The sequence below is a fragment of the Curtobacterium flaccumfaciens pv. betae genome, assembly GCF_026241855.1.
GTDB classification, from domain to species: domain Bacteria; phylum Actinomycetota; class Actinomycetes; order Actinomycetales; family Microbacteriaceae; genus Curtobacterium; species Curtobacterium flaccumfaciens.
Window position 1 is genome coordinate 2,999,455 of the sequence record NZ_JAPJDC010000001.1, and the last position, 24,156, is coordinate 3,023,610.

The 24,156-nt window shown below is 71.7% G+C and carries 21 protein-coding genes; 8 read left to right on the plus strand and 13 right to left on the minus strand.

Translation table 11 applies throughout. The annotated features are described in order from the left end of the window. Positions 1-51: 51 nt before the first annotated feature. The gene (locus ORG17_RS14080) at positions 52-1,110 is read right to left on the minus strand and encodes a ThiF family adenylyltransferase (RefSeq protein ID WP_214526746.1); all 1,059 of its coding nucleotides are present in this window, start codon (positions 1,108-1,110) and stop codon (positions 52-54) included. Between the two features lie 95 nt (positions 1,111-1,205). Here ORG17_RS14080 and ORG17_RS14085 point away from each other — a divergent pair, with 95 nt between their 5' ends. Next, a complete protein-coding gene (locus tag ORG17_RS14085; RefSeq protein ID WP_214526745.1) occupies positions 1,206-2,858 on the plus strand; it encodes a glycosyltransferase family 39 protein in 1,653 nt (550 codons plus the stop codon). A gap of 84 nt (positions 2,859-2,942) precedes the next feature. Here the strand turns inward: ORG17_RS14085 and ORG17_RS14090 are convergent, their stop codons facing one another. From ORG17_RS14090 to ORG17_RS14110, 5 genes are all read right to left on the minus strand, one after another. Beyond that, positions 2,943-3,875 carry a 4-(cytidine 5'-diphospho)-2-C-methyl-D-erythritol kinase gene (locus tag ORG17_RS14090; RefSeq protein WP_027466065.1) on the minus strand — a complete coding sequence of 311 codons (933 nt, stop codon included), beginning with the start codon at positions 3,873-3,875 and terminating at the stop codon, positions 2,943-2,945. 9 nt (positions 3,876-3,884) lie between these two features. Then, complete coding sequence (locus ORG17_RS14095) at positions 3,885-5,204, minus strand: O-acetylhomoserine aminocarboxypropyltransferase/cysteine synthase family protein (protein ID WP_214526744.1); 1,320 nt, start codon at positions 5,202-5,204, stop codon at positions 3,885-3,887. Further along, entirely contained in the window at positions 5,204-6,244 is a 1,041-nt protein-coding gene (locus tag ORG17_RS14100) for an LLM class flavin-dependent oxidoreductase (protein ID WP_111058280.1), read from the minus strand. Before ORG17_RS14100 ends, ORG17_RS14095 begins: the two co-directional genes overlap by 1 nt. Before the next feature lie 86 nt (positions 6,245-6,330). Further along, complete coding sequence (locus ORG17_RS14105; protein ID WP_027466062.1) at positions 6,331-7,329, minus strand: ATP-grasp domain-containing protein; 999 nt, start codon at positions 7,327-7,329, stop codon at positions 6,331-6,333. Between the two features lie 200 nt (positions 7,330-7,529). Further along, complete coding sequence (locus tag ORG17_RS14110) at positions 7,530-8,372, minus strand: helix-turn-helix transcriptional regulator (RefSeq protein ID WP_214526743.1); 843 nt, start codon at positions 8,370-8,372, stop codon at positions 7,530-7,532. A 101-nt stretch (positions 8,373-8,473) separates the two neighbouring features. On the opposite strand from ORG17_RS14110, the gene ORG17_RS14115 reads away from it, so the two are divergent. After that, positions 8,474-9,214, plus strand: coding sequence for an SDR family oxidoreductase (locus ORG17_RS14115; RefSeq protein WP_214526742.1), 741 nt, complete (start codon positions 8,474-8,476; stop codon positions 9,212-9,214). Positions 9,215-9,353: 139 nt separating this feature from the next. On the opposite strand, the gene ORG17_RS14120 is transcribed toward ORG17_RS14115, so the two are convergent. The 6 genes from ORG17_RS14120 to rsmI form a co-directional block, all read right to left on the minus strand. Continuing rightward, on the minus strand, positions 9,354-9,890 hold the full coding sequence (locus ORG17_RS14120) for a DUF4287 domain-containing protein (RefSeq protein ID WP_214526741.1): 537 nt from the start codon (positions 9,888-9,890) through the stop codon (positions 9,354-9,356). 37 nt (positions 9,891-9,927) lie between these two features. Further along, positions 9,928-10,461, minus strand: a complete 534-nt coding sequence (locus tag ORG17_RS14125; protein WP_155896858.1) for a type II toxin-antitoxin system VapC family toxin — start codon at positions 10,459-10,461, stop codon at positions 9,928-9,930. A gap of 367 nt (positions 10,462-10,828) precedes the next feature. After that, the gene (rsmA, locus tag ORG17_RS14130) at positions 10,829-11,680 is read right to left on the minus strand and encodes a 16S rRNA (adenine(1518)-N(6)/adenine(1519)-N(6))-dimethyltransferase RsmA (RefSeq protein ID WP_111087865.1); all 852 of its coding nucleotides are present in this window, start codon (positions 11,678-11,680) and stop codon (positions 10,829-10,831) included. 2 nt (positions 11,681-11,682) lie between these two features. Next, positions 11,683-12,615 (minus strand): TatD family hydrolase, encoded by a 933-nt coding sequence (locus ORG17_RS14135; RefSeq protein ID WP_214526740.1) that lies wholly within the window; start codon positions 12,613-12,615, stop codon positions 11,683-11,685. After that, positions 12,612-14,180 carry a methionine--tRNA ligase gene (gene metG / locus ORG17_RS14140; RefSeq protein WP_214526739.1) on the minus strand — a complete coding sequence of 523 codons (1,569 nt, stop codon included), beginning with the start codon at positions 14,178-14,180 and terminating at the stop codon, positions 12,612-12,614. Before metG ends, ORG17_RS14135 begins: the two co-directional genes overlap by 4 nt. A gap of 134 nt (positions 14,181-14,314) precedes the next feature. Next, positions 14,315-15,136, minus strand: a complete 822-nt coding sequence (rsmI, locus tag ORG17_RS14145) for a 16S rRNA (cytidine(1402)-2'-O)-methyltransferase (RefSeq protein WP_027466054.1) — start codon at positions 15,134-15,136, stop codon at positions 14,315-14,317. Between the two features lie 65 nt (positions 15,137-15,201). Here rsmI and ORG17_RS14150 point away from each other — a divergent pair, with 65 nt between their 5' ends. Then, a complete protein-coding gene (locus ORG17_RS14150) occupies positions 15,202-16,833 on the plus strand; it encodes a dolichyl-phosphate-mannose--protein mannosyltransferase (protein ID WP_214526738.1) in 1,632 nt (543 codons plus the stop codon). A gap of 127 nt (positions 16,834-16,960) precedes the next feature. On the opposite strand, the gene ORG17_RS14155 is transcribed toward ORG17_RS14150, so the two are convergent. Next, on the minus strand, positions 16,961-17,623 hold the full coding sequence (locus tag ORG17_RS14155; RefSeq protein WP_139179097.1) for a TetR/AcrR family transcriptional regulator: 663 nt from the start codon (positions 17,621-17,623) through the stop codon (positions 16,961-16,963). A gap of 171 nt (positions 17,624-17,794) precedes the next feature. On the opposite strand from ORG17_RS14155, the gene ORG17_RS14160 reads away from it, so the two are divergent. From ORG17_RS14160 to ORG17_RS14180, 5 genes are all read left to right on the plus strand, one after another. Beyond that, positions 17,795-19,336: an MFS transporter gene (locus tag ORG17_RS14160; protein ID WP_138801794.1), complete on the plus strand. Its 1,542-nt coding sequence runs from the start codon at positions 17,795-17,797 to the stop codon at positions 19,334-19,336. A 319-nt stretch (positions 19,337-19,655) separates the two neighbouring features. Further along, positions 19,656-20,516 (plus strand): sulfurtransferase, encoded by an 861-nt coding sequence (locus ORG17_RS14165; protein WP_214527413.1) that lies wholly within the window; start codon positions 19,656-19,658, stop codon positions 20,514-20,516. Between the two features lie 112 nt (positions 20,517-20,628). Continuing rightward, positions 20,629-21,696: an NAD-dependent epimerase/dehydratase family protein gene (locus ORG17_RS14170; protein WP_214527414.1), complete on the plus strand. Its 1,068-nt coding sequence runs from the start codon at positions 20,629-20,631 to the stop codon at positions 21,694-21,696. A 4-nt stretch (positions 21,697-21,700) separates the two neighbouring features. After that, positions 21,701-22,231 (plus strand): P-loop NTPase family protein, encoded by a 531-nt coding sequence (locus ORG17_RS14175; protein ID WP_214527415.1) that lies wholly within the window; start codon positions 21,701-21,703, stop codon positions 22,229-22,231. Positions 22,232-22,322: 91 nt separating this feature from the next. Further along, positions 22,323-24,155: a thioredoxin domain-containing protein gene (locus tag ORG17_RS14180; RefSeq protein WP_214527416.1), complete on the plus strand. Its 1,833-nt coding sequence runs from the start codon at positions 22,323-22,325 to the stop codon at positions 24,153-24,155. The last annotated feature ends 1 nt before the right edge of the window (position 24,156 follow it).

Genomic DNA, 24,156 nt, shown 5'->3' on the forward strand with positions numbered 1-24,156 from the left:
GATCCTATCCGCGGATGCGGCGGCAGGGGCGGTGGAGGTGACCAGGCTGGGTCAGGACCGGTGCTCGATCGACACGGGCAGGCCCTCGCGACGCCAGGCCTCGAAGCCGCCGTCGAGCACCGCCACGCGCCTCCCGGCCGGCTGCCGAGCCGCCCACGCGTCCGCGCGGGGTCCGCGTGCGCAGTAGACGACGACCTCGTCAGCGCCGGTGTCGTCGGTGACGGCACCGGCGACCACGCCGTCCGCGCGTTCCTCGGCGGTCCGGACGTCGACGACGACCAGCGGGTCCGACGGGTCCGCCACCCTGGCGGCCAGGGCGGACGGCGCGATGCGCGGCGCCGCGGAGGCACCGGCAGCAGGTGCCGGTCGACGCGAGGCGGGCCCCCGACGGACGGGGCTCTCGGTCCAGCGCCACCGGCGGGCGTCGACGGTCAGGACGCGTCCGAGCAGCGGGTCGCCCGTGCCGGTGACCAACGCGAAGACCTGTCCCGCCATCACCGCACCGACCGCGCCGCACAGTGCGGGGACGACACCGTCGAGGGCGCATGACCCCTCGTCCGGCAGGGCGTCGGGGTGCACGTCGTGGAAGTCGACGCCGTCGGGCCCGGCGTCGCGGAAGACGCTGACCTGCCCGTCGTGGCCGAGCACGGTGCCCCACACGAACGGCACGCCGGCCGCAGCGCAGGCATCCGAGACGGCCCGGGTGACCACGACCGAGTCGGCGGCGTCCACCACGACGTCGTGTCCGGCGACCAGGTCCGGCGTGAACGACGCGACCACGGCGACCGCGTCGAGTTCGGGGTCGACGGCGAGAGCTCGGGCGACCGCGACCCGTGCCTTCGGCGAGCCGACGTCCGCGGCGGTGAAGAGCGTCTGCCTGGCCAGGTTCGAGGCGTCGACCGCGTCGGGGTCGACCACGGTGAGCCGACCGATCCCGGCGAGGTACGCGACCACCGGCGCCCCGAGCCCGCCGGCCCCGACGACGAGGACGCGTGATGTGGCCAGGCGTCGCAGCCCGGTGACCCCGACCTCGGCGAGCGCGGCGGTCCGCGAACCGAGCTGCACCCGCCCCGGGGAGAGCGCGGCGGCGGGGGCGACGAGGGGTTCCATCCCGTCATTCTGGCCCGTCGCACCGAACTCCTGCATGTGAGAGTTCAGTGCCTGGACGCGGCGGATCCCCAGAGCAGATCGGTACGGTCGCGGGCGTGAGTTCCCCCCGCACCGGCACCGTCCCGGTCCGACGCACGACGTCGGACGGGTCGGTGCGCGCGCGCTCGCTGGGTCTCGTCGCGGCGGCCGTCCGGGCCCTCGCAAGGACCCCCGAGATCACCGTCGGTGCGCTCGGCGTCGTCGTCGCAGCGGCCTTCAGCTGGGTGCCGTCGCTCTGGTACGACGAGGCCGCGACCGTCGCGAGTGCCCAGCGGAGCTGGCCGGCGCTGTGGGCCGAACTGCAGAACGTCGACGCCGTCCACGGGCTGTACTACGCCGTGATGCACGTCTGGTTCACACTCGTCGGGTACTCGCCGTTCACGCTTCGGTTCCCGAGTGCCCTCGCCATCGGGGTCTCCGCCGGGCTCGTCGTCGCCCTCGGCCGTCGTCTCGGCGGCGTGCGGCTCGGCGTCGTCTCCGGGATCGTGTTCCTGGTCCTGCCCCGCGTCGCCTGGGCCGGCACCGAGGGGCGCCCGTACGCCACCGTCACGACCTTCGCCGTCGCGCTGACCCTCGTGGGGCTCACCGCGGTCCGCCGCACCCGGATCCGGCACCACGCGACCCGGTGGTGGGTCGTCTACGGCATGCTCGCCGTGGTCGCCGTGCTGTTCAACGTCTACCTGGCCCTGGCCGTCGTCGCGCACGGGGTCGTGCTCCTCTGGACCGCCGTCGCCGACCGCGCCGCGCGGCGCGACGCCGTGCTCTCCGAGCGCAGCGGTCCGGTGGCCGCGCCGATCGTCGACCGAGCCGCGTTCGTGCGCTGGGGCGTCGCCGCCGTGGGCGCCGCACTCGTGGTGTCGCCGTTCATCGTGCTCGCCGCCGGGCAGGCCAAGCAGGTCGGCTGGATCACCGGCGTCGGGTGGGCCACCGTGCGCCAGGTCGTCGCGACCGCGTGGTTCGGTGCCGTCTGGCCGTACGCGGTGCTCGGGTGGGTCCTGATGATCGTCGGGGTCGTGCTCGCCGTGCGTGCCGCCCGACGCCCTGCCCCGGCCGCCCGCGACCTGCTCCGGATGCAGGCCGTCCGCGTCGCCGTCCCCCTGATGGTCCTGCCCACCGCACTGCTCGTCGGCGCCACCACGGCCGGGGAGCACCTGTACACCCCGAAGTACGCCAGCCTGAGCCTGCCGTTCGTCGCACTGCTCATCGGCCTGGCGATCACGGCGATCCGACCCCGGCGGTGGCTGGCGCTCGCGGTCGTCGGGATGCTGCTCGTGTCGGCCCCGACGAGCACGATCGTCCGGCTGCCCCACGCCAAGCAGGACTCGCACTGGGCGAACGCCGCAGCGATCATCGAGCGCGAGCGGGACCGGCGCACCGACCGGAACGAGGGCGTCGTGTTCGGCAGCGTCTGGCGGCACCCCGGCACCACCGCGCAGGTCATCGCCGATTCCTACCCCGAAGCCTTCACCGGGATGCGCGACCTCGCCGTCGCCGAGACCGGGGCCGAACGCGGACAGCTCTGGAACGTCAACGGCGACGTGGCCAAGACGGTGCCCGAGCGGATCTCCGGCATCGACACCGTGTGGTTCGTCGGCGGCAAGTCGCGGAACATCCGCCCGCAGGTCACCGAGACGCTGGTGGCCGAGGGCTTCCACGTCGTGCGCTACTGGCACACCGGCACGGTCATCCTCTGGAAGTACAGCCGCTGACGGTGGCGGTCCAACCGCCGACGGTGGCGGTCCAGTCGCTGACGGTGGCGGTCCAGCCGCCGACGGCTGTGCCGGGGCGTCGGGTCAGTGCACCACGCGTGCGCCGTGCACCGGACCGGTGGCCCGGAGTGCGACGAGGCCGGCGGCGCTGAGTTCGACCTGCAGTTCGAGCGCGGCATCACGGTCGCCCACCAGGAACGCCACGGTCGGGCCGCTGCCGGACACCAGGCCGGCCAGGGCACCGGACTTCTCACCGAGCTCCAGCGTCGCCGCGAGCCGGGGCTGCAGCCGCATGGCCGGTGCCTGCAGGTCGTTGTGGACGCAGTCGGCGAGCAGGTCGGGGTCACCCGCGCGCAGCGCCTGCAGCACGTTGGCCTCGACCACGGGGTGCGACGGCGCCGGGGAGATGTCGGCTCGGTAGCGCTCGCGGTGCTCGTCGAGCGCACGGTAGACGGCGGGGGTGCTCAGCCCGTCGTCGCTCAGGGCGAGGACCCAGTGGAACTCACCCTTGGCCAGCGCGGGGCTCAGCTCGTCACCGCGGCCGGTGCCCACGGCGGTGCCGCCGGCGAAGGCGAACGGCACGTCGGCGCCGAGCTGCGCGGCGAGCCGGAGCAGCTCCTCGCGACCGAGCGCGGTGCCCCAGAGCGTGTCGACGGCGAGCAGGGTCGCCGCGGCGTCCGCGGAGCCACCGCCCATGCCGCCGGCGACGGGCACCTGCTTGTCGATGGTCAGCCGCACCCCACCGCGGTGTCCGGCTGCGTCGGCCACGAGCCGGGCCGCACGGATGGCGAGGTTCGACTCGTCGACCGGCACGGTGCTCGTGTCGATCGGCCCCGTGAAGGTGACCGAGAAGTCGTCGGCGGCCTCGGCGGTGACGTCCTCGTACAGGGACACCGCCTGGTACGCCGTGGCGACGTCGTGGTAGCCGTCGTCCTGCAGCGCCCCGACGGACAGGAACACGTTGATCTTGCCGGGGGCGCGCGTCCGCACGCGGGTCGGTGCGGCCAACGTGGTCATGCGCCCAACCTATCCCGCTGCGGCTGCCGTGAACCCCCGCGCCAGGTCCGCGGTGATGTCGTCGATGTGCTCGAGGCCGATCGACAGGCGGATGAGTCCGTCCCCCACCCCGGCGGCTGCCCGCTCAGCGGAGGTCATCTGCACGTGGGTGGTCGATGCCGGGTGCACGACGAGCGATCGGACGTCACCGAGGTTCGAGACGTGGTCGAACAGCTCGAGCGCCGCCACGAACCGTCGGCCCGCGGCGACCCCGCCGGCCAGGTCGAACGACAGCACGGCCGACGGCCCCTTCGGCACGTAGCGCTGCTGCAGGTGGTGCCACGGCGAGTCCGGCAGGCCGGCGTAGTGCACGTGCTCGACCTGGTCGTGGGCGTCGAGCCAGCTCGCCACGGTGGCGGCGTTCGACACGTGCCGGTCCATGCGGAGCGACAGCGTCTGGATGCCCTGGAGCACCAGGAACGCGTTGAACGGTGCGATCGCGGGCCCGAGGTCGGCGGACAGCTTCGAGCGGGTGCGCTGGATGAACGCCCGTCGCCCGAACTTCTCGGCGAAGTTCGTGTTCGCGAACCCGGACTGCTCGGTCGTGGCCAGCTGCGGGTAGGCGCCGGCGTGGGCCGCCCAGTCGAAGTTCCCGCTGTCGACGATGAGCCCGGCGATGGCGCTGCCGTGTCCGGCCAGGTACTTCGTCGCCGAGTGCACGACGATGTCGGCGCCGTGCTCGATCGGGCGGACCAGGTACGGCGTCGCGATGGTGTTGTCGACGATGAGCGGCACACCGGCCTCGTGCGCGACCCCGGCCACCCCGGCGAAGTCCAGGACGTCCCCGCGGGGGTTCGGGATGGACTCGCCGAAGAACGCCTTCGTCTCCGGACGCGCCGCCGCCGCCCACTCGGACAGGTCGGTCGGGTCCTGCACGAACGTGAAGGTGATGCCGAGGTCCCGCAGGGTCGAGGCGAACAGCGTGTAGGTCGCGCCGTACAGCGAGGCGCTCGACACCACGTGGTCACCGGCGCGTGCGACACCGAGCACGGCCAGCGACGTCGCCGCCTGCCCGGACGCCAGCGCCAGCGCACCGATCCCGCCCTCGAGGTCGGCGATCCGGCGCTCGAGGGCTGCCGCCGACGGGTTGTTCACCCGCGTGTAGGTGTGGCCGGGAGCGTCGAGCATGAAGCGCGCGGCGGCGTCCTCGCCCGACGGGTAGACGTAGGCGGCGCTCTGCGCGATCGGCGGCACGTTCGCGCCCCAGCCAGGGTCGGCCTTGAAGCCGGCGCGGATCTGGCGGGTCTCGAACGCCCAGCCGTCCTCCGCGTTGGTCGGCGCGGCCCCCATCAGGACTGCGCCCCGACCGACTGCCGGACGAGCGGGATGACCTGCTCGCCGAACCGGTCCATCTCCTCGAGCTGCGGCGAGAACTGCAGCAGGAGCGTGTCGACGCCGGCGTCCTCGAACTCCCGGATGCGGTCCGCCACCTGCGACGGCGTCCCCACGAAACCGGGGCGCAGTCCGCGGTTCGACACCGAGTAGTCCTCGAGCGAGGGCACGTGCTCGAGCTGCGACTTCGAGATGAAGTCCTGGTACGACTCGTACGCCTTGCCGTGCTGCACGTCGGTGATCCGGGCGAGCTCGGCCTGCGCCTCTTCCTCGGTCTCGCGCACGATGACGTACGCGGCCATGCCGAACGCCTCGAACGGCGGCAGGCCGGCGTCGATGCGGCGCTGCTTCATCTCGTCGATCTTCGCGCGGAGCTCCGGGGCCGTGCCGCCGTGCGTGACGTAGGCGTCGGCGTACCCGGTGATGGCGGCCTTGCCGGCCTCGCTCTCCCCACCGGCGTAGATGCGCGGCGTCACGCGGGGCTTCGGCTCGAGGTGCGCGTTCTCGATGTCGTAGTACTCGCCCGAGAACGAGTACGGGGTCTCGCGCCACAGACCCTTCATGACCTCGACGAACTCCGCGGTGCGCTTGTACCGGTCGTCGTGCTCCGAGAAGATCCCGCCGTACTGCTTCGCCTCTTCCGCCCACCAGGCGCTCACGACGTTGAAGGTGAACCGGCCGCACGAGATGTCGTCGATCGTCGCCGCCTGCTTCGCCGTCACCGCGGGCAGGTGGTACCCGGGACGCATGGCCGCCATGATCTCCAGGCGCTCGGTCGTCGCCGCGATGGCCGCCGCGAGCGACCACGCCTCGAGCGAGGGCGCCGCCGTGCCCTTGATGTCGTTGAGGTTGAGCTCCGGCACGAGCGTCAGGTCGAAGCCGATCCGCTCGGCGCGCTGCGCCAGGCGCTTCACGTAGTCGAAGGTGACCGGCATGTTCTCGTTGTCGACGTTGCGCAGCCAGCCGCCGAAGAGCGGGGTCCAGTATCCGAATCGCACGTTGGTTCCTTGGGGGTGTGGGAAAGGCGGACGGGAGGCCCGTGGCGGGCCCGCCACGGGCCTCCAGTCCGGTGGTTCTTGCGTTCTCAGGCCGTGAGCTGCGCCGCGTACTGCGTCTCCAGCAGACCACCGAGGTACTTCGCGATGGAGCGCGGGCCGGAGGCCGGCGCGGACTCCTCGACCGCGGGGTTGTAGTTCGTGTTCGTGTTGATGTCGTAGACGACGGTACGGCCGTCCGTCGTCTCCATGAACTCGACGCCCGCGATGGTGATGCGCTGGTCGGCGAGGAACGTGCGGAGCTGCTGGACCAGCGGGTGCTCGGCGGTGATCTCGGTCCGGACGGCGAACGCCGGGGGCGCACCGGCGGTCTCGGTGCCGGGCACGTCGCAGACGGCGCCGGCGATGACCTGCGGCACCTCGCACGCGTCGGCGGGGCAGAGCTCGAAGCTGCCGGCGCTGGTGTCGACGCGGACGGCGTACACGAACTCGCCGCCGACGAACTCGACGCGGGTGATGAAGGGCTCGCGGGCCGTCAGGTACTCCTGCAGCAGGGTGATGCCGTCGACCGGGGCCTCGAACTCGGGGCTGTCGACGTAGGCGTCGAACTCGGCGAGCGAGTCGAACCGCCGCACGCCCAGGCCCTTGCCGCCCTGGTTGTGCTTCGTGATGAAGGGGACGTCCTGCCCGTCGGTGAAGGTGCGGGCGGCGTCCTTGAGCGTCGTCGTGCCGAACACGGCGGTCGTGCGCGGCACGTCGAACCCGGCCTGCTGCAGGAGACCGTGCTGCGCGACCTTCGACACCTCGAGCTCGAGCACGTGGCTGCCGCCGACGACCTGGCGGCCGGCTCGCTCGAGCCAGCCGAGGATCGCCCGGGTGTACTCCTTGCTGTGCTCGTGGCCGCGGGTGTGGGAGCTCGCGGACATGCGGCTCCAGTAGACGCCGGGTGCCGGCTCGGCCGCGAGGTCGATCTGCCCCTCGGTCAGCAGGATCTCCTCGACCGGGACGCCCTCGGCCTCGAAGGCGGCGGCGAGCGGGGGGAACCACTCGGGGTTCTCGTGGATGACGTACACGCGCGGAGTGCTCACGCCCCCACCCTAGGCACGGTATACCGCACGCGCCCAAGTGTGTGACGTGGCGTTGCTTCTCGGTGGGGGCGGGTCGCACGGGGTCCTGGTCGCTCGGTGCGAGGTTCCGTACTCGGTGCGACCTGCTCGCCGTCGCACGGCGTACGGAACCTCGCACCGTTCGGTGCCGGCGGTGGTCGACCTCGCACCGTGCGAGGTCGTCAGCCGGCGAAGGTCTGCTGTCCGACGACGCCGAGGAGCTCGAGCTTCTGCGCGTCTTCCGATCCTGGGGGCGCCGTGAACAGCAGCAGCGCCTGCGCCTGGTCATCGGTGTGCAGCACCTGGCAGTCCACGGTGATGCGGCCGAGCTCCGGCTGCACGATCGTCTTGTTGTCCGACCAGCGCGTGGCCACCTCGTGCTTGGCCCAGAGGTCGCGGAACTCGGCGCTGAGCGACTGCAGCTCGGCGATGAGTTCGGTCGCCCGGCGATCTCCCGGGCCCGCGAGCCCGACGGCCGCCCGGAGCGACGCGACCACCACCCGCCCCAGCCGCTCGTGCTGCTCGGGCGCGTACTTCGCGAGCTCCTCACCCGTCACGAACCACCGCCACGCCTGGTACCGCCGGTTGCCGGGCAGGTCGACCGAGCTGCTGAGGAGCGCCGCCGCGAGCCGGTTCTCGACCAGGGTCTCGCCCAGGTGGCTGACGACGATCGCCGGGGTGTCCTCGAGCCGGTCGAGCACCCGCAGGATCGCCGGATCGACGTGGTCGGCGCGGTGCATCCGGGTCGGGGCGTTCTGCCCGGCCAGGTGGAACAGGTGGTCGCGCTCGTCGAGGCTGCAGCGCAGGGCCCGGGCGATCGCCGCGATCATCTGCTCGGACGGCTGCGGTCCGCGTTGCTGCTCGAGTCGCGTGTAGTAGTCGACGGACATGCCGGCGAGGGCAGCGACCTCTTCGCGGCGGAGCCCCGGGGTCCGGCGTCGTGGCCCCTGCCCGAGACCGACGTCCTCGGGGCGCAGCAACTCACGGCGACGGCGGAGGAAGTCGGCGAGCGCGGCACGGTCCATGGGTCGATCATCGTCCGCTTCCGGCCCGGGTGCCAGGGATCGCCGATCCCCCGATGACCGCGCTCTGGTTGCGACCGTGTCCACGGAGCATCGTGGTGGTCATGGAAATCACGAACTCCACCGTCTTCATCCCCGGCGCGACCTCGGGCATCGGTCTCGCGCTCGCCCATCGCCTGCAGGCCGCCGGCAGCACCGTCGTGATCGGCGGCCGTCGCCAGGCCCTCCTCGACTCCCTCGCCGCCGAGCACGGCTTCGGCACCGTGCAGATCGACGTCGCCGACGCGTCGTCGATCGAGACCGCTGCCACCTCGGTGCTCGAGGCCTACCCGTCGCTCGATGCCCTCATCACCATGTCGGGGATCATGCGCGACGAGGACCTCCGCGACCCCGGGCACATCCACGACGCCGTCGAACTCGTCCAGACGAACCTGGTCGGCACGATCCGGCTCATCGACGCGTTCCTGCCGCACCTGCTCGCCCAGCCCTCGGCCACCCTGATGACCGTCACGTCCGGTCTCGCGTTCGTCCCGCTCACCGCGTCGCCGACGTACAGCGCGACGAAGGCCGGTGTGCACGCCTACACGCAGGCCCTCCGTCAGCAGCTCGTCGGGTCCTCGCTCGAGGTGCTCGAGCTCGCCCCGCCGGCCGTCATGACCGACCTGATGGGTGGCGCCGACTTCGGTGGGATGCCGCTCGACGCGTTCGCCGACGAGGTCATGGCGCTCATCGAGTCCGGCGCTGCCCCGGAGATCCTGGTGCAGAACGTGCACCCGCTGCGCTTTGCCGAGCGGAACGGCAACCACCAGCAGATCCTCGAGATGATGGCGTCCCGCGAGCACTGAGTCGGGCGACGGCCCACGTTGGCACGGTGCGAGGTTTCGTGTCCGGTGCGAGGCAGTTCGGCTCGCACGGAACACGGAACCTCGCACCAGGCGTGGTGCGCCTCGCACGGTGCGAGGGGCACGTTGCCCTGTCGCGGCGTCAGAGGGCGGCGAGGAGCTGCTGCAGTTCGGCCTTCGCGTCGGGCATCCGCTCGGGGCCGGTGAGCCGTTCCCGCTGCACCGAGATGCGGACGGTGTCCGGCTTCGGACCGTCCTCGGTGTTGAGCAGCACGGATTCGCGGTCGGCGAAGGTCCAGCGGGCCGAGGGGCGCCTGCCGCCGCGTCGCTCGGACGTCGGCATGGATCCGAGTGCCGCCGTGAACACCGGGACGATCCGATCGAGCACGGCCTCTCGTTCACCCGGGACCTGCCGTGAGGCCGACACCGCGAAGGTGCCGTCCGCACGCTGACCGGGGATGCGGAGCCCGCGGGCCTGTTCGTACCCGATGGTGATGCCCTGTGCCCACCACGGCTCGACGCCCTGACCGATCAACCAGGACGCGATCGCCGCGTGCCCGATGGTGGCTCCGTCCGCTCGGTCGATCAGGGCATGCCAGTCGTCGGGCTTCTTGCCCGTCGCTGCAAGGACGCGGTCCGGCGCCATCCCCTGTGCATGCGAGCGAACCGTTTCGGTCATGCCGTCATCGTAGGCTGCAGGACCCCGCCAGCACCGCTCACTGTCGGGAGCTGGCCCGCAGGCGACGCGCCAGCTGCGCACCCTTCGCGTCGATGATCAGCGGGAGACGCTCCTTGTCCACGACGCCGAACGCAGGATCGACCGTCACGAAACCGTCCACCTTCGACGAGATGGCGGTGGCGACGTGCACGGCACCCGAGGCTGTCAGGCCGAACTCCTCGATCAGCCCTGGGACTCCATCGCTGACGTCATCGATCCCGACCCAGTGCAGTTGCGTCGACCGCAGCAGGTCTCGCCATGCGGCCACATGGCGACGTGCAGCCTGCAGTCCCTTGTGGCGGGCAGATTCGAAGAGCTCGAACTCGGTGAACGCGCTGTACAGGATCCGCGTGTCGGCCAGGTCGAGGTGATCCCAGAACGCTGACGCCCCGACGTGCTGCGGCTCCGCACGGTGCAGCACGCATTCGATGAAACTCGTCTCGACGAGCACGACATCCGGCCTGCTGGTGCATCCGTCGAACTCCAGTACCCGATGCTCGTCGAACTCACCGGATCTGAGTCGCTCGAACACGATCAGCGTGCCTGGCGGATGCGCGCGATGGGTTCGGCTCGGCAGTCCGGATCGATCGACTCGATCGCACGCCGTCGGCGCTCGCGGCGTTCTTCGAACGTGCCTTCAGGTCGCGGCGTCCGAGCGAACAGCGCTTGCCGCTCGGCGTCGGTGAAGATCCTCGGCCCCGGCGGCCGACCAGGATCCGCGCTGAGCAGGGCGCGCCGACGACCCGCTGTGAGCTGTTCCTCGGTCGGGCCGCGGCGGATCGGTCGGCGTGGTTCGGTCGGCTGCATGGTGTCCCCTCGGTCGATGCGATCAACCGTAGGAGCATCGAACGGACTTCACGAAACATTCCGTATTTCGCTGGAGCCAGGCGCGAGGAGGACTACTCCGCAGCCGCCAGGACCGTCCGCCCGAGCCGCACGAAGTCGTCCACACCGATCGCCTCGCCCCGGGCGGTCGGGTCGATACCCGCCGCGGTCAGGACCTCGGACGCGTGCGCACTGCCGCCGAGCACCCCGGACAGGCTCTGCCGCAGCATCTTGCGTCGCTGCTGGAACGCCGCATCCACCAGCGTGAACACCCGCGACCGCAGGAGCTCGTCGCCCGGGGGCTCGTGCCGGTCGAACGCCACCAGGACACTGTCGACGTTCGGCACCGGCCAGAAGACCTGTCGGCTGACCAACCCGGCGGTGCTCCACGAGCCGTACCAGGCGGCCTTGACGCTCGGCGACCCGTAGACCTTGCTGCCGGGGCCCGCGGCGAGCCGGTACCCGACCTCGGCCTGCACCATCACGAGCGACCGCTCGATCGACGGGAAGGTCGCGAGCAGGTGCAGCAGCACGGGCACGGAGATGTTGTAGGGCAGGTTCGCGACGAGGTGCGTCGGCTCGACGTCGAGGTCCGTGGCGGCGACGGTCATGGCGTCCTGCTGCACGACCGTCAGCCTGGCGTCCGGCTGCATCGACGACACCGTCGACGGGAGCTTGGCGGCCAGGCGCTTGTCGATCTCGACCGCGGTGACGGGCGCGCCGGTCTCGGTGAGCCCGAGCGTCAACGACCCGAGCCCCGGGCCGATCTCGAGCACCCGTGCCGACGGGGTCACGCCGGCGACCGACACGATCCGCCGCACGGTGTTGGCGTCGTGCACGAAGTTCTGGCCGAGCTTCTTCGTCGGGGTGACGTCGAGTTCGGCCGCGAGCTCCCGGATCTCCGCCGGGCCGAGCAGTGCGCCCACGACTACTCGTCCACCGTCACGGGCTCGGCGTCCCACGCGCCGTAGACGAGCTCGGTGTTCGAGGCGATCTGGGCCGCGAGCATCGAGGCGTCCGTGCCGAGCGTCTCCGCCATCGACCGCAGGGTGAGCGGGATGAGGTACGGCGCGTTCGGACGGCCACGGAACGGGGTGGGCGTCAGGAACGGCGCGTCCGTCTCGATCATGACCAGGTGCCGCGGGGCCACGAGCAGCGCTTCACGCAGCAGTGCGGCGTTCTTGAACGTCACGGTGCCGGCGAAGGACATGTACCAGCCGCGCTCGGCGCAGAGCCGGGCGAGGTCCGGGCCGCCGGAGAAGCAGTGGAAGACGGTCCGCTCCGGGGCACCCACGCGGTCGAGGACCTCGACCACGGCGTCGTGCGCGTCGCGGTCGTGGATCGTCAGCGCGAGGTCGTGTTCCTTCGCGATGCGGATGTGCTCCTCGAACGAACGGACCTGGGCGTCGCGGCCGTCCTCGCCGGTGCGGAAGAAGTCGAGACCGGTCTCACCGATCGCCCGGACCCGCGGCAGCGCGGCGAGCCGTTCGATGCCGGCGAGGTGCTCGTCGAGCAGCCCCTGTTCCTGCAGCACGGGCGCTTCGTTCGGGTGCAGCGCGACGGCCGCCAGGACCCGGGGTTCCCGAGCGGCGATCGACGCGGACCACTCCGAGGTGGCGAGGTCCGTGCCGACCTGCACGACACCGCGCACGCCGACGCTCGAAGCACGGTCGAGGTGCTCGCGGTACTCGAGCGGACCGTCACCCCCGTCGCCGACACCGTCGGCGATCTCCATGTGGGTGTGGTTGTCGTACACCGGCACGACGAGCGCCTGCGGCAGCGGAGGGTACGTCAGGTCGCGCTTCGAGCCACCGGACCCCCCGTCCCCGCGGGACCGGACGTGCGAATCGGCGTCGGTCACGCGGAGACCTGCTCGATCCGGGGGAAGAGCCCGCCCTCGAGCGGCACCACGTGCGACGCTGCCTGCCACTCGAACGCGCGGTCGACCCGCTGCTCGGCGACGGACCCGCCGGCGCCGATCGAGGCCCAGAGCTTCTCGGTCGCCTTCGGCATGACCGGGGACAGCAGGACGGTGACGGTGCCGAGGCCGCGGAGCGCGATGGTCAGGACCGTGCCGAGGCGCTCGCGGTTGGCGTCGTCCTTCGCCAGGGCCCACGGCGCCTGCTCGGTGATGTACCCGTTCAGGGCGTCGACGAGTTCCCACACGATGGCGATCGCCTCGTGCGGGGCGAAGGCCGCGATGGCGGCGTCGGCACGCTCGGTGACCGAGACGGCCAGGGCGTCGATCGCCTGGTCGGACTCGGTCAGAGCACCGCGCTCCGGGACCTCGCCGTCGCAGTACTTCTGCAGCATGGCGACCAGGCGTGACGCCAGGTTGCCGTAGCCGTTCGCGAGCTCGGCCTGGTAGCGCGCCGAGATGTCTTCCCAGCTGAAGTTGCCGTCCTGCCCGAAGGTGATGGCGCGCAGGAAGTAGTAGCGGAAGGCGTCGGACCCGAACGTGTCGGTGATCTCCGACGGCGCGATGCCGGTCAGCTTCGACTTGGACATCTTCTCGCCGCCGACGAGCAGCCAGCCGTGGCCGAAGACGCGCTCCGGCACCGGCTGCCCGGCGGCCATGAGCATCGCCGGCCAGATGACGGCGTGGAACCGGGCGATGTCCTTGCCGACGATGTGCACGCTCGGCCAGAGGCGCCGGAACGCCTCGTCGTCGTCGGTGCCGTAGCCGAGCGCCGTGACGTAGTTGAGCAGGGCGTCGAACCACACGTACAGCACGTGGTCGCTGTCCCACGGGATCTTGATGCCCCAGTCGAAGCTGGAACGCGAGATCGACAGGTCGCGGAGTCCCTGCTTGACGAACGAGATGATCTCGTTGCGGACGCTCTCGGGCTGGATGAACAGCGGGTTCGACTCGTACAGGTCGAGCAGGCGCTGCTCGAAGTCGGACATGCGGAAGAAGTAGTTGCGCTCGGCCAGCACCTCGACCGGGATCGAGTGGATGGCGCAGACCTGCTGGCCCTCGTACGCACCGGTGCCGGCGACCAGGTCGCTCGGCTGCTTGTACTCCTCGCAGCCCACGCAGTAGAAGCCCTCGAACTCGCCGGCGTAGATGAAGCCGTCGTCGTAGAGCTTCTGCAGGAACGCCGTCACGCCGCGCTCGTGGCGTTCGTCGGTGGTGCGGATGAAGTCGTCGTTCGCGACGTCGACCGTGTCGAGCAGTGGCTTCCAGGCGTCGTTGACCAGCCGGTCGGCCCATTCCTTGGGCGAGACGTCGTTCGCCGAGGCGGTGCGCAGGATCTTCTGCCCGTGCTCGTCGGTGCCGGTGAGCAGCCAGGTGTCGTCGCCGCGCTGCCGGTGCCAGCGCGCGAGGAAGTCCGCGGCGACCTCGGTGTAGGCGTGCCCGATGTGGGGCACGTCGTTCACGTAGAAGATCGGCGTGGTGATGCTGAACGAGGACCCGGCGGACATGCGGACCATCCTACGGGCGCACGGAACCCCGATGACGCGTGCGGCGGTGGACTGTGGAGAACCGGGTCCGGGAGGCCCGTGACGGGCCCGCCCCGCGTTTCCAGACCGGCGGACGCGAACGTGACGAGCCCCGCTCAGCGCGCCGCGAGCGCCCCTTCGTACAGGTCCCGCTTCGACAGCCCGGTCGCGTCCGCGACCGCCGCGGCGGCCTCCTTCATGCGCATGCCGGCGGCCACCCGCTCGAGCACCAGCCGCACGCCGTCGTCGAGCGTGGCTTCTTCCGTGGCCTCTGCCGCGCCGGCGACGACGATGCAGATCTCGCCCCGCACACCCTCGGACGCCCACGTGACGAGTTCGTCCAGCGGCCCGCGACGGACCTCTTCGTACAGCTTCGTGAGCTCGCGGCACACCGCGGCGCGGCGGTCGCCCCCGAACCCGACGGCCATGTCGGCCAGGGTCTCGGCCAGCCGGTGCGGCGACTCGAAGAACACCATCGTCCGCTGCTCCCCCGCCAGCGCCTGGAACGCCCGGCGGCGCTCCCCGGCCTTGCGGGTCGGGAACCCCTCGAACGTGAAGCGGTCGGTGGGCAGCCCGGACACGGCGAGCGCCATGAGCACGGCCGACGGCCCGGGCAGGGCGGTGACGGTGACGCCGGCGGCCGCGGCGGCCTCGACGAGCGGGAAGCCCGGGTCGCTGATCGCGGGCATGCCGGCGTCGGTGAGGACGACGACGTCCTCGTCACGGGCGAGCTCGACGACCTCGGACGCCTTCGCCCGTTCGTTGTGCTCGTGCAGGGCGATGAGCCGCGGACGGTTCTCGATGCCCAGGGCGCGCATCAGGTGGATGGCGGTCCTGGTGTCCTCCGCCGCGACGACCGTGGCGTTGGAGAGGGTCTCGACGAGACGGCGCGAGGCGTCCCCGAGGTTGCCGATGGGCGTTGCTGCGAGGACGATCACGCACCCATTGTCCCCGCACCCCCGTCGCAGCGGGGACATACGGTCGATCCGTAGGATGCTCAGCGATGACCAGCGAGCTGACCGACGACCGCACGGCCGTGCCCGACGGGCCGGTCGGCTCGCGCCTGGACGACTGGTGGGGGCGGGTGCTCTCCACGTCGCGGCGGGTCGCCGTGTGGCGGTGGACGGGTCCGCTCGCGGTGACGCTCCTCGCCGCCGTGCTGCGGCTGGTGAACCTCGGCACCCCCCACTCGCTCGTGTTCGACGAGACGTACTACGTCAAGGACGGCTGGTCGATCGTGCACCTCGGGTACGAGGGCACCTGGCCCGCGAACCCGAGCGGTGACACCGCCCCGACGACCGACGACCGGTTCGTGCACGGTGAGACGGACATCTTCACGAGCGCCGCGGAGTTCATCGCGCACCCGCCGCTCGGCAAGTACCTCATCGGCCTCGGGATGCTGCTGTTCGGGGCGGACAACTCGTTCGGCTGGCGTTTCACGGTGGCCGTGCTCGGCATCGCGACGGTGTTCCTGACCGCGGTGATCGCCCGGTCGCTGTTCCGTTCGACGATGATCGGCACGCTCGCCGGCTTCCTGCTCGCGATCGACGGCCAGGCGATCGTGATGTCGCGGGTGACGCTCCTCGACGGCATCCTGACCTTCTTCGTCATCCTCGGGTTCGGGGCGCTGCTGCTCGACCGACGGCAGGGTCAACGGCGGCTCGACGAGTGGGTCGCCGCCCGCGCCGCCGCCGGGCGGACCACCCTGTGGGGGCCGGTGTTCTGGTGGCGGCCGTGGTTGTTCGCGATGGGCCTGGCCCTGGGGCTGGCAGCGGCGACGAAGTGGTCGGGCGTGTACTTCCTGGCGTTCTTCGCCGTGTACTCCGTGCTCAGCGACATGATGATGCGCCGCCGTGCCGGGGTCGAGTTCTGGTCGTCGAGCGCGCTGCTGCAGCAGGCACCGGTGTCGTTCCTGCTGACCGTGCCGATCGCCGCGGTGACCTACGTGGCGTCGTGGACCGGCTGGTTCGTGTCGAAGGACGGATGGGACCGCAACTGGCTGTCCTCGGGCGGCGAACGCTGGACCGGGCTGCTCGCCTGGGTGCCGGACAGCCTGCAGAACTGGTGGCACTACCAGTCGGAGATCTACGCCTTCAACATCGGGCTGCACACCCCGCACTCGTACCAGGCGAACCCGCTGCTCTGGCTCGTGATGCAGCGCCCCACGTCGATGTTCTACGTCGGCACGGACGCCGGACAGGACGGCTGCTGGGCGAACCGCTGCGGCGAGACGATCACCGGCATCGCGAACCCGTTCATCTGGTACGCCTCGGTCATCGCCACGGTGGCGCTGCTCGTGCTCTGGATCCTGCGTCGGAAGTGGGAGTACGGCTTCGTCCTGCTCGGCGTCGCGGCGGGGTACCTGCCCTGGCTGATGTACGTCGACCGGACGGTGTTCCAGTTCTACACGATCGCGTTCGAGCCCTACATGGTGATGGCGCTGGCCGCCGCGATCGGGTTGGTGCTCGGCAGGCGGAGCGACGAACGGTCACGCCGGTCGCGGGCGATCCTGTGGGTCGGCGTGTACCTGGGCGTCGTCGTGCTGGCCTCGGTCTACTGGTACCCGATGTGGACGGCGATGCAGGTGCCGTGGGACTTCGTCCGGTCGCACTACTGGGTCCCCAGCTGGCTGTAGCCGGTCCGGCAGGGCTGGCCGGTCTGACCGGGCTCGCCGCGCCCGTCGCGCTGGGCGCTCTGGTGGCGACCACCGCCGGACTGGAGGCGCGTGGCGACGCCGCCACGGGCCTCCAGTCCGGCGGTGGTCAGGACTGCGCGTGCAGCGCGCGCTCGATCGACTCGCGGTCCAGCGGGTCGCCGAGCATCGGCGCGGTGTCGTCCGAGCCCGGCAGGACGCCCTGGATCAGGAGTTCCGCGTAGCGGCGCCAGGCGTCCGGGTCGTGTTCGCGGGTGGCGTCGGCGACCGCACCGACCATCGCGGTGAGCATCGGCAGGTCCCGGTAGTCGAAGCCGGGGCGGACGACACCGGCGGTCTCGGCACGGCCGATGATCGCGGCGACCTGGCGTTCGAGCCGGTCGCGCTCCTGCACGATGGACGGACGGGCCTTGCCGGCGCGGACGATGGCGTCGGCGAGGGCTCGGTCGCGTGCACGGAACGCGAAGACGCCCATCAGGTACACCCGGAGCGCCTCACGCGGGTCGGACACGTCGGCGGCGCGCGCTGCGGCGTCGTTCATGGCCTCGAACTTGGTGGCGAGCAGCGCCTCGATCAGGGAGTCCTTGTCGGCGAACCGTCGGTAGACGGTGCCGACCCCGACGCCGGCCTCGTGCGCGATGTCGTTCAACGTGACGGAGAGCCCGCGCTCCGCGAAGCACTTGCGCGCCGTCTGCAGGATCAGCTCACGGTTGCGCGCAGCGTCGGCGCGCAGCGGTCGCTCGAGGTCGGACACGGAGTCGGTGGTGCTCACGATCCGACCGTAGTTGCACTTTCTGGGAACAAGTGGATGCCCTCCTTCCGTTTCGGTCTACACTGACCACAAACGGATGCCTCGCATCCGTTTTCGTCACCACCACATCTCGGGAGTGCCCGACGGCGCGCACCTCCACCCCACCCTCCAACCTTCTCGAAGGAGGCTGCCGTGACGGCAGAACACACCGTGCCGACCCCCACCGGGACAGCACCCACGACTCCGGGCACCACCCCCGCCAAGAGCAACCACCGCTGGATCGCCCTCGCGGTCATCGCCCTCGCACAGCTGATGGTCGTGCTCGACGCGACCATCGTGAACATCGCCCTGCCCTCGGCCCAGGCCGACCTGGACTTCGGCACCGACCAGCGACAGTGGATCGTCACCGCGTACTCGCTGGCGTTCGGCTCGCTGCTGCTGCTCGGCGGTCGTCTCGGCGACCTGTTCGGCCGCAAGAACACCTTCATCATCGGGCTGGTCGGCTTCGCCGTCGCCTCGGTGCTCGGTGGCCTGGCCGACTCGTTCGGCCTGCTCGTCGCGGCCCGCGCGCTGCAGGGCGTCTTCGGCGCGCTGCTCGCCCCCTCCGCGCTCGGCATGCTGACCACCACGTTCCGCGACCCCAAGGAACGCGGTCGCGCGTTCGGCATCTTCGGGTCCATCGCCGGCTCGGGTGCGGCCATCGGCCTGCTGCTCGGCGGCGTGCTGACCGAGTACGCCTCGTGGCGCTGGTGCCTCTACGTCAACGTCGTCTTCGCCGTGCTCGGCGTGATCGGCGCCCTCGTCTTCATGGAGAAGCCGCCGAAGGTCGAGCGTCCGCGCATCGACGTCCTCGGGGTCATCACCATCACGCTCGGGCTCGTCGGCGTCGTCTACGGCTTCTCGAACGCCGAGACGAACGGCTGGGACTCCCCCGTCACGATCGCCATGCTCGCTGGCGGTGTCGTGCTGATCGCCGCGTTCGTGTTCATCGAGACCCGCGTCGCCCACCCGCTCCTGCCCCTGCGCGTCGTGCTCGACCGTGACCGCGGCGGCTCGTTCATCGCGATCGGCCTGGTCGCGATCGGCATGTTCGGCATCTTCCTGTTCCTCACCTACTACCTGGAGCAGACCCTCGGCTTCAGCTCGCTGCAGACCGGTCTCGCGTTCCTGCCGATGCCGCTGTCGATCATGATCTCGGCGACGCAGATCGGTGGCCGCCTGCTGCCGCGCGTCGGGCCGAAGGTGCTCATCTTCGCCGGTGGCCTGGTCGCCGCGACCGGGCTCCTCCTGCTGCTCCGCACCGACCTGGACAGCTCCTACGCGGGCACCGTCCTGCCGGCGCTGATCGTGATCGGCCTCGGCATGGGCACGATCTTCTCGTCCGCGATGAACACCGCCACGACCGGGGTCGCCCGGGCCGACGCCGGTGTGGCCTCGGCGACGGTGAACACCATGCAGCAGATCGGTGGCTCGATCGGCACGGCGCTGCTGTCGACGATCTTCGCCGACGTGGTGTCGAACAGCCTGTCCGGGCTGTCCGCCGCCCCGACGAAGCTGCAGCAGGCCCAGGCCACGCTCGACGGCTACCACGTGGCGTTCGGCATCTCGGCCGGCGTGCTCGTGCTCGTCGCCCTGGCCGGCGGACTGCTCATCAACCGGCAGTCGGTGCGGGTCGAGCGGCTCGCACGTGCCGGGTCCGCCACGACCGGGAGCATCCCCGCCGCGGCGCACTGACGCCGGCGGTTCGCTCCGCACCTTCGGCCCGTTCCGGTTCTGCCGGGGCGGGCCGTCGTGCATGCCGGGGGGGGGTGGGGGGTGGGCGGGGGTGCCGACGCCGAACGACATCGTCGACGTCGTACGACGACGACATAGTCGCTCCGTGCACGCGCCGACAGTTGCACACGCGCGGATGCGACGGAGTCGATGTCGTACGACGACGACACCGTCGTTCCGCGTCAGCAGCGCCACCCCGCCCGCAGCCCGCCCCACCCCCGGTTGCGCCGTGTGTCCACGACTCTGGCCCACGTCAGGGGTGCGGATTATGGTGTGCGGCATGGCCCCCGTCCTGACCTCACCACTCGTGTCGACGCAGTGGCTCGCAGACCACCTCGGTGCTGACGAGCTCGTCGTGCTCGACGCCTCGGTGCACACGGTCGGGGCCGGGTTCGACACCACCTGGGTCCCCGGTCGGGACGCCCACGAGCAGCGCGGCCACGTGCCCGGTGCCCGCTTCGCCGACCTGATCGACGACTTCTCCGCCGCCGACGCCGACGTCCCGTTCACCCGCCCCGGCGCCGAGCGCTTCGAGGTCGCCGCGGCACAGCTCGGCGTGACGAACACCTCAACTGTCGTGGTCTACGACGACAGCGTCGGTGAGTGGTCGGCACGCCTGTGGTGGATCTTCCGTTCGTTCGGCTTCGATTCGGTCGCGGTGCTCGACGGTGGCTTCACGAAGTGGCGAGACGAGGGCCGCCCGGTCCGCGTGGGCGCACTCCACACGCCCAGGGCGCCGTCCGACCCCGATGCCGGCGCGTTCCTGGCCGGCGAAGAACGTGCGCTCTGGGCCGACCACGACCGTGTCACCCGAGCGGTCTCCGGCGAAGAGCCGGCGTCCCTGGTGTTCGCCGCGCCGTGGGCCGCCCTCGGCGACGACCACCCGCCGATCGTGCCGGGCAGCACCCCGATCACGGCGGACACCCTGGTGGACCCCGAGACGAACGCGTACCTGCGCGGTGCCGAACTCGAGCGGGCCTTCGCCGCGGTGATCGGTGCCGACGAGATCGTCACGTACTGCGGGGTGGGCAGCGCCGCGTGCGTCGACGCCCTCGCCCTGACGGTGCTCGGGCACGACCGGGTGAAGGTCTACGACGGTTCGCTCGCCGACTGGTGGCGGCACGAGCAGCTCGCCTCCTGACGGAACCGATCGCGGAACGACGGCCACGTCTGGCCGACGGCCGCGGACCGAGGCCCGGCAGCCGAGGACCGACGGCAGCGGAACGACGGCCCCGCCGCACTACCGTTGCACCATGAGCACCAGACGCGCGGTCATCCTCGGCGGCACCGGCGGGATCGGCTCGGCCGTCGCACGTGCGCTCCTCGACGCCTCCGGCCGTGGCGGCGACGACTGGCAGGTGGACGTCCTCGCACGCCGAGGCGGCCCCGCAGCGGATGCGCTGACCGCTTCCGGCGCCACGTTCACGTCCGGCGACCGCCGCGACCGTTCCGTCCTGCGCGACCTGCTCCGCCCCGGAGCCGACCTGCTCGTCGACACCGTCGGTGCGACGCGCGACGACGCCCAGCACCTCCTGCCGTTCCTCGACGACGTCGGCTCGACGGTCTTCGTCTCGTCGAAGGCCGTCTACGCCGACGAGCAGGGCCGGCACGCGAACTCGCTCGACAAGCCGGTGTTCGGTGGCGCAGTCACCGAGATCCAGCCCACGGTCGCCGCCGGGGACGGCGACCCGACGAGTCGTGACGGGTACGGCGCCGCGAAGGTGGCGGCCGAACAGGTCCTGCTCGACCACGGCGCCCCGGTCACCGTGCTCCGCCCGTCGAAGGTGTACGGCGTCGGCATCGGCCGCCCGCGGGAGTGGTTCGTCGTCCGCCGTGTGCTCGACGGCCGGGAGCGCATCCTGCTCGCCGACCACGGCCGCGGCATCGACCACACGACGGCGGCGAGCGGCATCGGTTCGCTCGTCCGACTCGTGGCGGACGCACCGGACCGCCGGATCCTCAACGTCGCGGACGCCGCTGCCCCGACCGTGCTCGAGATCGTCCGCACGATCGCCGGACACCTGGACCACCGGTTCGACGAGGTCCTGCTCGACGAGGACGCGCCCGCCTTCGTGGGCGGCACGCCCTGGTCGTCGCCGTCGCCGTTCGTCCTCGACACCACGGCAGCACGAGCCCTGGGTTGGGAACCTCCGGAGTTCCGGGCCGCCGTCGCCCCGGAGCTGGCATGGCTCGTCGAGACCGCCCACGCCACCCCTGCCGACGGCGACGTCCCGTGGGCCGACGACCCGTTCTGGGAGCACCTGTTCGACTACGGCCCCGAGGACGCCGCACTCGCGCTCCTCTCCCTCAACCTGGGCTGACACGGTGCTCCGGTCCGAGGTCCTGTTCATCGGCGGACGTTCCGGCGTGGGCAAGTCCACGGCGGCCGAGGCACTGCACGACCTGCTCGTCGCGGCGGACGTCCGGCACGCGGTGATCGAGGGCGACGTGCTCGACCTCGCCCACCCGGCCCCGCACGTCGAACACCCCGAGGCGCACCTGGCCGAACGGAACCTGGCCACGATCTGGGCCGGCTACCGGGCGATCGGTCACCACCGGCTCGTCTACACGAACACCGTGTCCGTGCTCGAGCACGAGCGCCTCGCTGCGGCGATGGGCGGCGATCCGCTGGTGCGCGTCGTCCTGCTCCGCGCATCCGACGGCGCGACCGCCGACCGGCTCGCACGACGAGCGGGTGGTGCGGTCCCGCAGGCGGAGCTCGCGCACAGCACGCGGACGGCCGGGAGGCTCGACTCGGCCACCGCGGACACGGTCACCCGGGTGGACACCGACGGCCAGGGCCCCGCCCAGGTGGCCGCACAGCTCGCGTCGATCACGGGGTGGCTCGAGCGCTGATCTCCCCGCTCGGCCTGTGCAGAGCGGGCATCCCGTCCACAGATGTCCCCGGGCGGTGGTCCGCCCAGTCGCCGGCGGGCACGCTGGAGCCATGAACGACAACCGCCTCGGCACCTCGGTCAGCCCGTACCTGCGTCTGCACGCCGACAACCCCGTCGACTGGCGCGAGTGGGGTCCCGAGGCGTTCGCCGAAGCGCGCGAGCGGGGGGTCCCGGTGCTGGTGTCCGTCGGGTACGCCACGTGCCACTGGTGCCACGTCATGGCGCGCGAGAGCTTCGCCGACCCGGAGATCGGCGAGCTGCTCCGGCGGGACTTCGTGTCGGTGAAGGTCGACCGCGAAGAACGGCCGGACGTCGACGCGAGCCTGATGGCCTCGGCCAGTGCGTTCACGCAACAGCTCGGCTGGCCGCTGACGACGTTCCTGACGCCCGACGGCCACGTCTTCTTCGCGGGGACGTACTTCCCACCCACTCCGGTCGGGCAGGTCCCGGCGTTCCGCCAGATCCTGGCCGCGGTGCTCGACGCCTGGACCGAGCGTCGGGACGAGGTCGACGCGAACGCCTCGGCCATCGCGACGGCGATCCGGCAGGGCGCCGTGGCGGACGCTGCCACCCGCTCAGGCGAGGGCGGTGCCGGAGCCGACCGGGGCCTCCCGTCCGTCGACACCATCCGGGCCGTCACGGACCAGCTGTCCCGGGCAGAGGACACCACCTACGGCGGTTTCGGCGGCGCGCCGAAGTTCCCGAGCACACCGCTGCTCGAGTTCCTCGCCGACGTGGCGGCCGACGGCGACGCCGAGGCCGACGGGCTGCTCGACCGGTCGTTGCACGCGATCCGCGCGTCCGAACTGACCGACGCCGACGGCGGCGTCTTCCGGTACGCCACCGAACGCGACTGGAGCGTGCCGCACTACGAACGGATGCTCTACGACAACGCGGGGCTGCTCGCCGTCGCGGGGGCCGAGCAGGCCCGCGGCATCGCGGACTTCCTCCGGGACACCCTGCGCCGTGCCGACGGGGCGTTCGTCGCCGCGCAGGACAGCGAGTCGACCATCGACGGCCGTCGGGTCGAGGGCGAGTGGTACCGCCGACCGGTCGCCGAGCGCGCCCAGCTCGACCCGCCACCGCTGGACGACCAGGTCCTCACGGGCTGGAACGGCCTGGCGATCCGGGGGCTCGCGATCGCCGGAGCACGGCACGGAGACCCGGAACTCGTCGCGCTCGCGCGGGGAGCGGCCGACGCGGTCCTCGCCGCCCACGTGCAGGACGGGCACGTGACGGTGCGGTCCAGCACACCGCGCGGGGCGTCCTCTGCTCCGGCCACCGTCGAGGACGTCGGACTGCTCGCCGAAGGGCTGCTCGAACTGGCCCTGGTGACGGGCGAGGTCTCCTACGCGACCGTCGCACGCTCACTGGTCGACGACGGCCTGGCCGAACGCTTCGACGTCGACCCGGTGCTCGCCGCCGCGGGGACGGCCACGGGCGAACAGCCGCAGACCGCGATGCGGTCCGGCACGGTGGCGCTGGCGTCGGCCGCCGCGATGCTCGGCGCGCTGACGGGCAACGGGGCACTGCGGGTCGCCGCGGCACGACTCGTCGCCGACCGCGCCCGCACCGGGACGGAGCGACCCCTCGGCCACGCGGATGCCCTCGGCGTCGCCCTCGCCCTGCAACGGCCGTCGCGCGAGATCGTCGTCGTCACGAGCGGCACCGACGACCCGATGCGGGCCGTGGCACACCGTGCTCGGCGCCCCGGCACGGTCGTCGCCACCACCACGCCGGAGCAGGCACACGACTGGACCGAGGCGGGGTTCTCGTTGTTCGAGGGTCGCGACGTGCTCGACCCTGCCGCGTACGTCTGCCACGACCGGGTGTGCGAACTGCCGTCCCGGTCGGCGGACGCCCTGGCCCAGCAGATCGCCTGAC

What these genes read in the sequence shown, in the direction of transcription:
- ORG17_RS14080 (WP_214526746.1), bottom strand. Translation starts at nt 1,110, where the DNA reads ATGGAACCCCTCGTCGCCCCCGCCGCCGCGCTCTCCCCGGGGCGGGTG.
- ORG17_RS14090 (WP_027466065.1), bottom strand. Translation starts at nt 3,875, where the DNA reads ATGACCACGTTGGCCGCACCGACCCGCGTGCGGACGCGCGCCCCCGGC.
- ORG17_RS14095 (WP_214526744.1), bottom strand. Translation starts at nt 5,204, where the DNA reads ATGGGGGCCGCGCCGACCAACGCGGAGGACGGCTGGGCGTTCGAGACC.
- ORG17_RS14110 (WP_214526743.1), bottom strand. Translation starts at nt 8,372, where the DNA reads ATGGACCGTGCCGCGCTCGCCGACTTCCTCCGCCGTCGCCGTGAGTTG.
- ORG17_RS14115 (WP_214526742.1), top strand. Translation starts at nt 8,474, where the DNA reads ATGGAAATCACGAACTCCACCGTCTTCATCCCCGGCGCGACCTCGGGC.
- ORG17_RS14120 (WP_214526741.1), bottom strand. Translation starts at nt 9,890, where the DNA reads ATGACCGAAACGGTTCGCTCGCATGCACAGGGGATGGCGCCGGACCGC.
- metG (WP_214526739.1), bottom strand. Translation starts at nt 14,180, where the DNA reads ATGTCCGCCGGGTCCTCGTTCAGCATCACCACGCCGATCTTCTACGTG.
- ORG17_RS14150 (WP_214526738.1), top strand. Translation starts at nt 15,202, where the DNA reads ATGACCAGCGAGCTGACCGACGACCGCACGGCCGTGCCCGACGGGCCG.
- ORG17_RS14165 (WP_214527413.1), top strand. Translation starts at nt 19,656, where the DNA reads ATGGCCCCCGTCCTGACCTCACCACTCGTGTCGACGCAGTGGCTCGCA.
- ORG17_RS14170 (WP_214527414.1), top strand. Translation starts at nt 20,629, where the DNA reads ATGAGCACCAGACGCGCGGTCATCCTCGGCGGCACCGGCGGGATCGGC.
- ORG17_RS14180 (WP_214527416.1), top strand. Translation starts at nt 22,323, where the DNA reads ATGAACGACAACCGCCTCGGCACCTCGGTCAGCCCGTACCTGCGTCTG.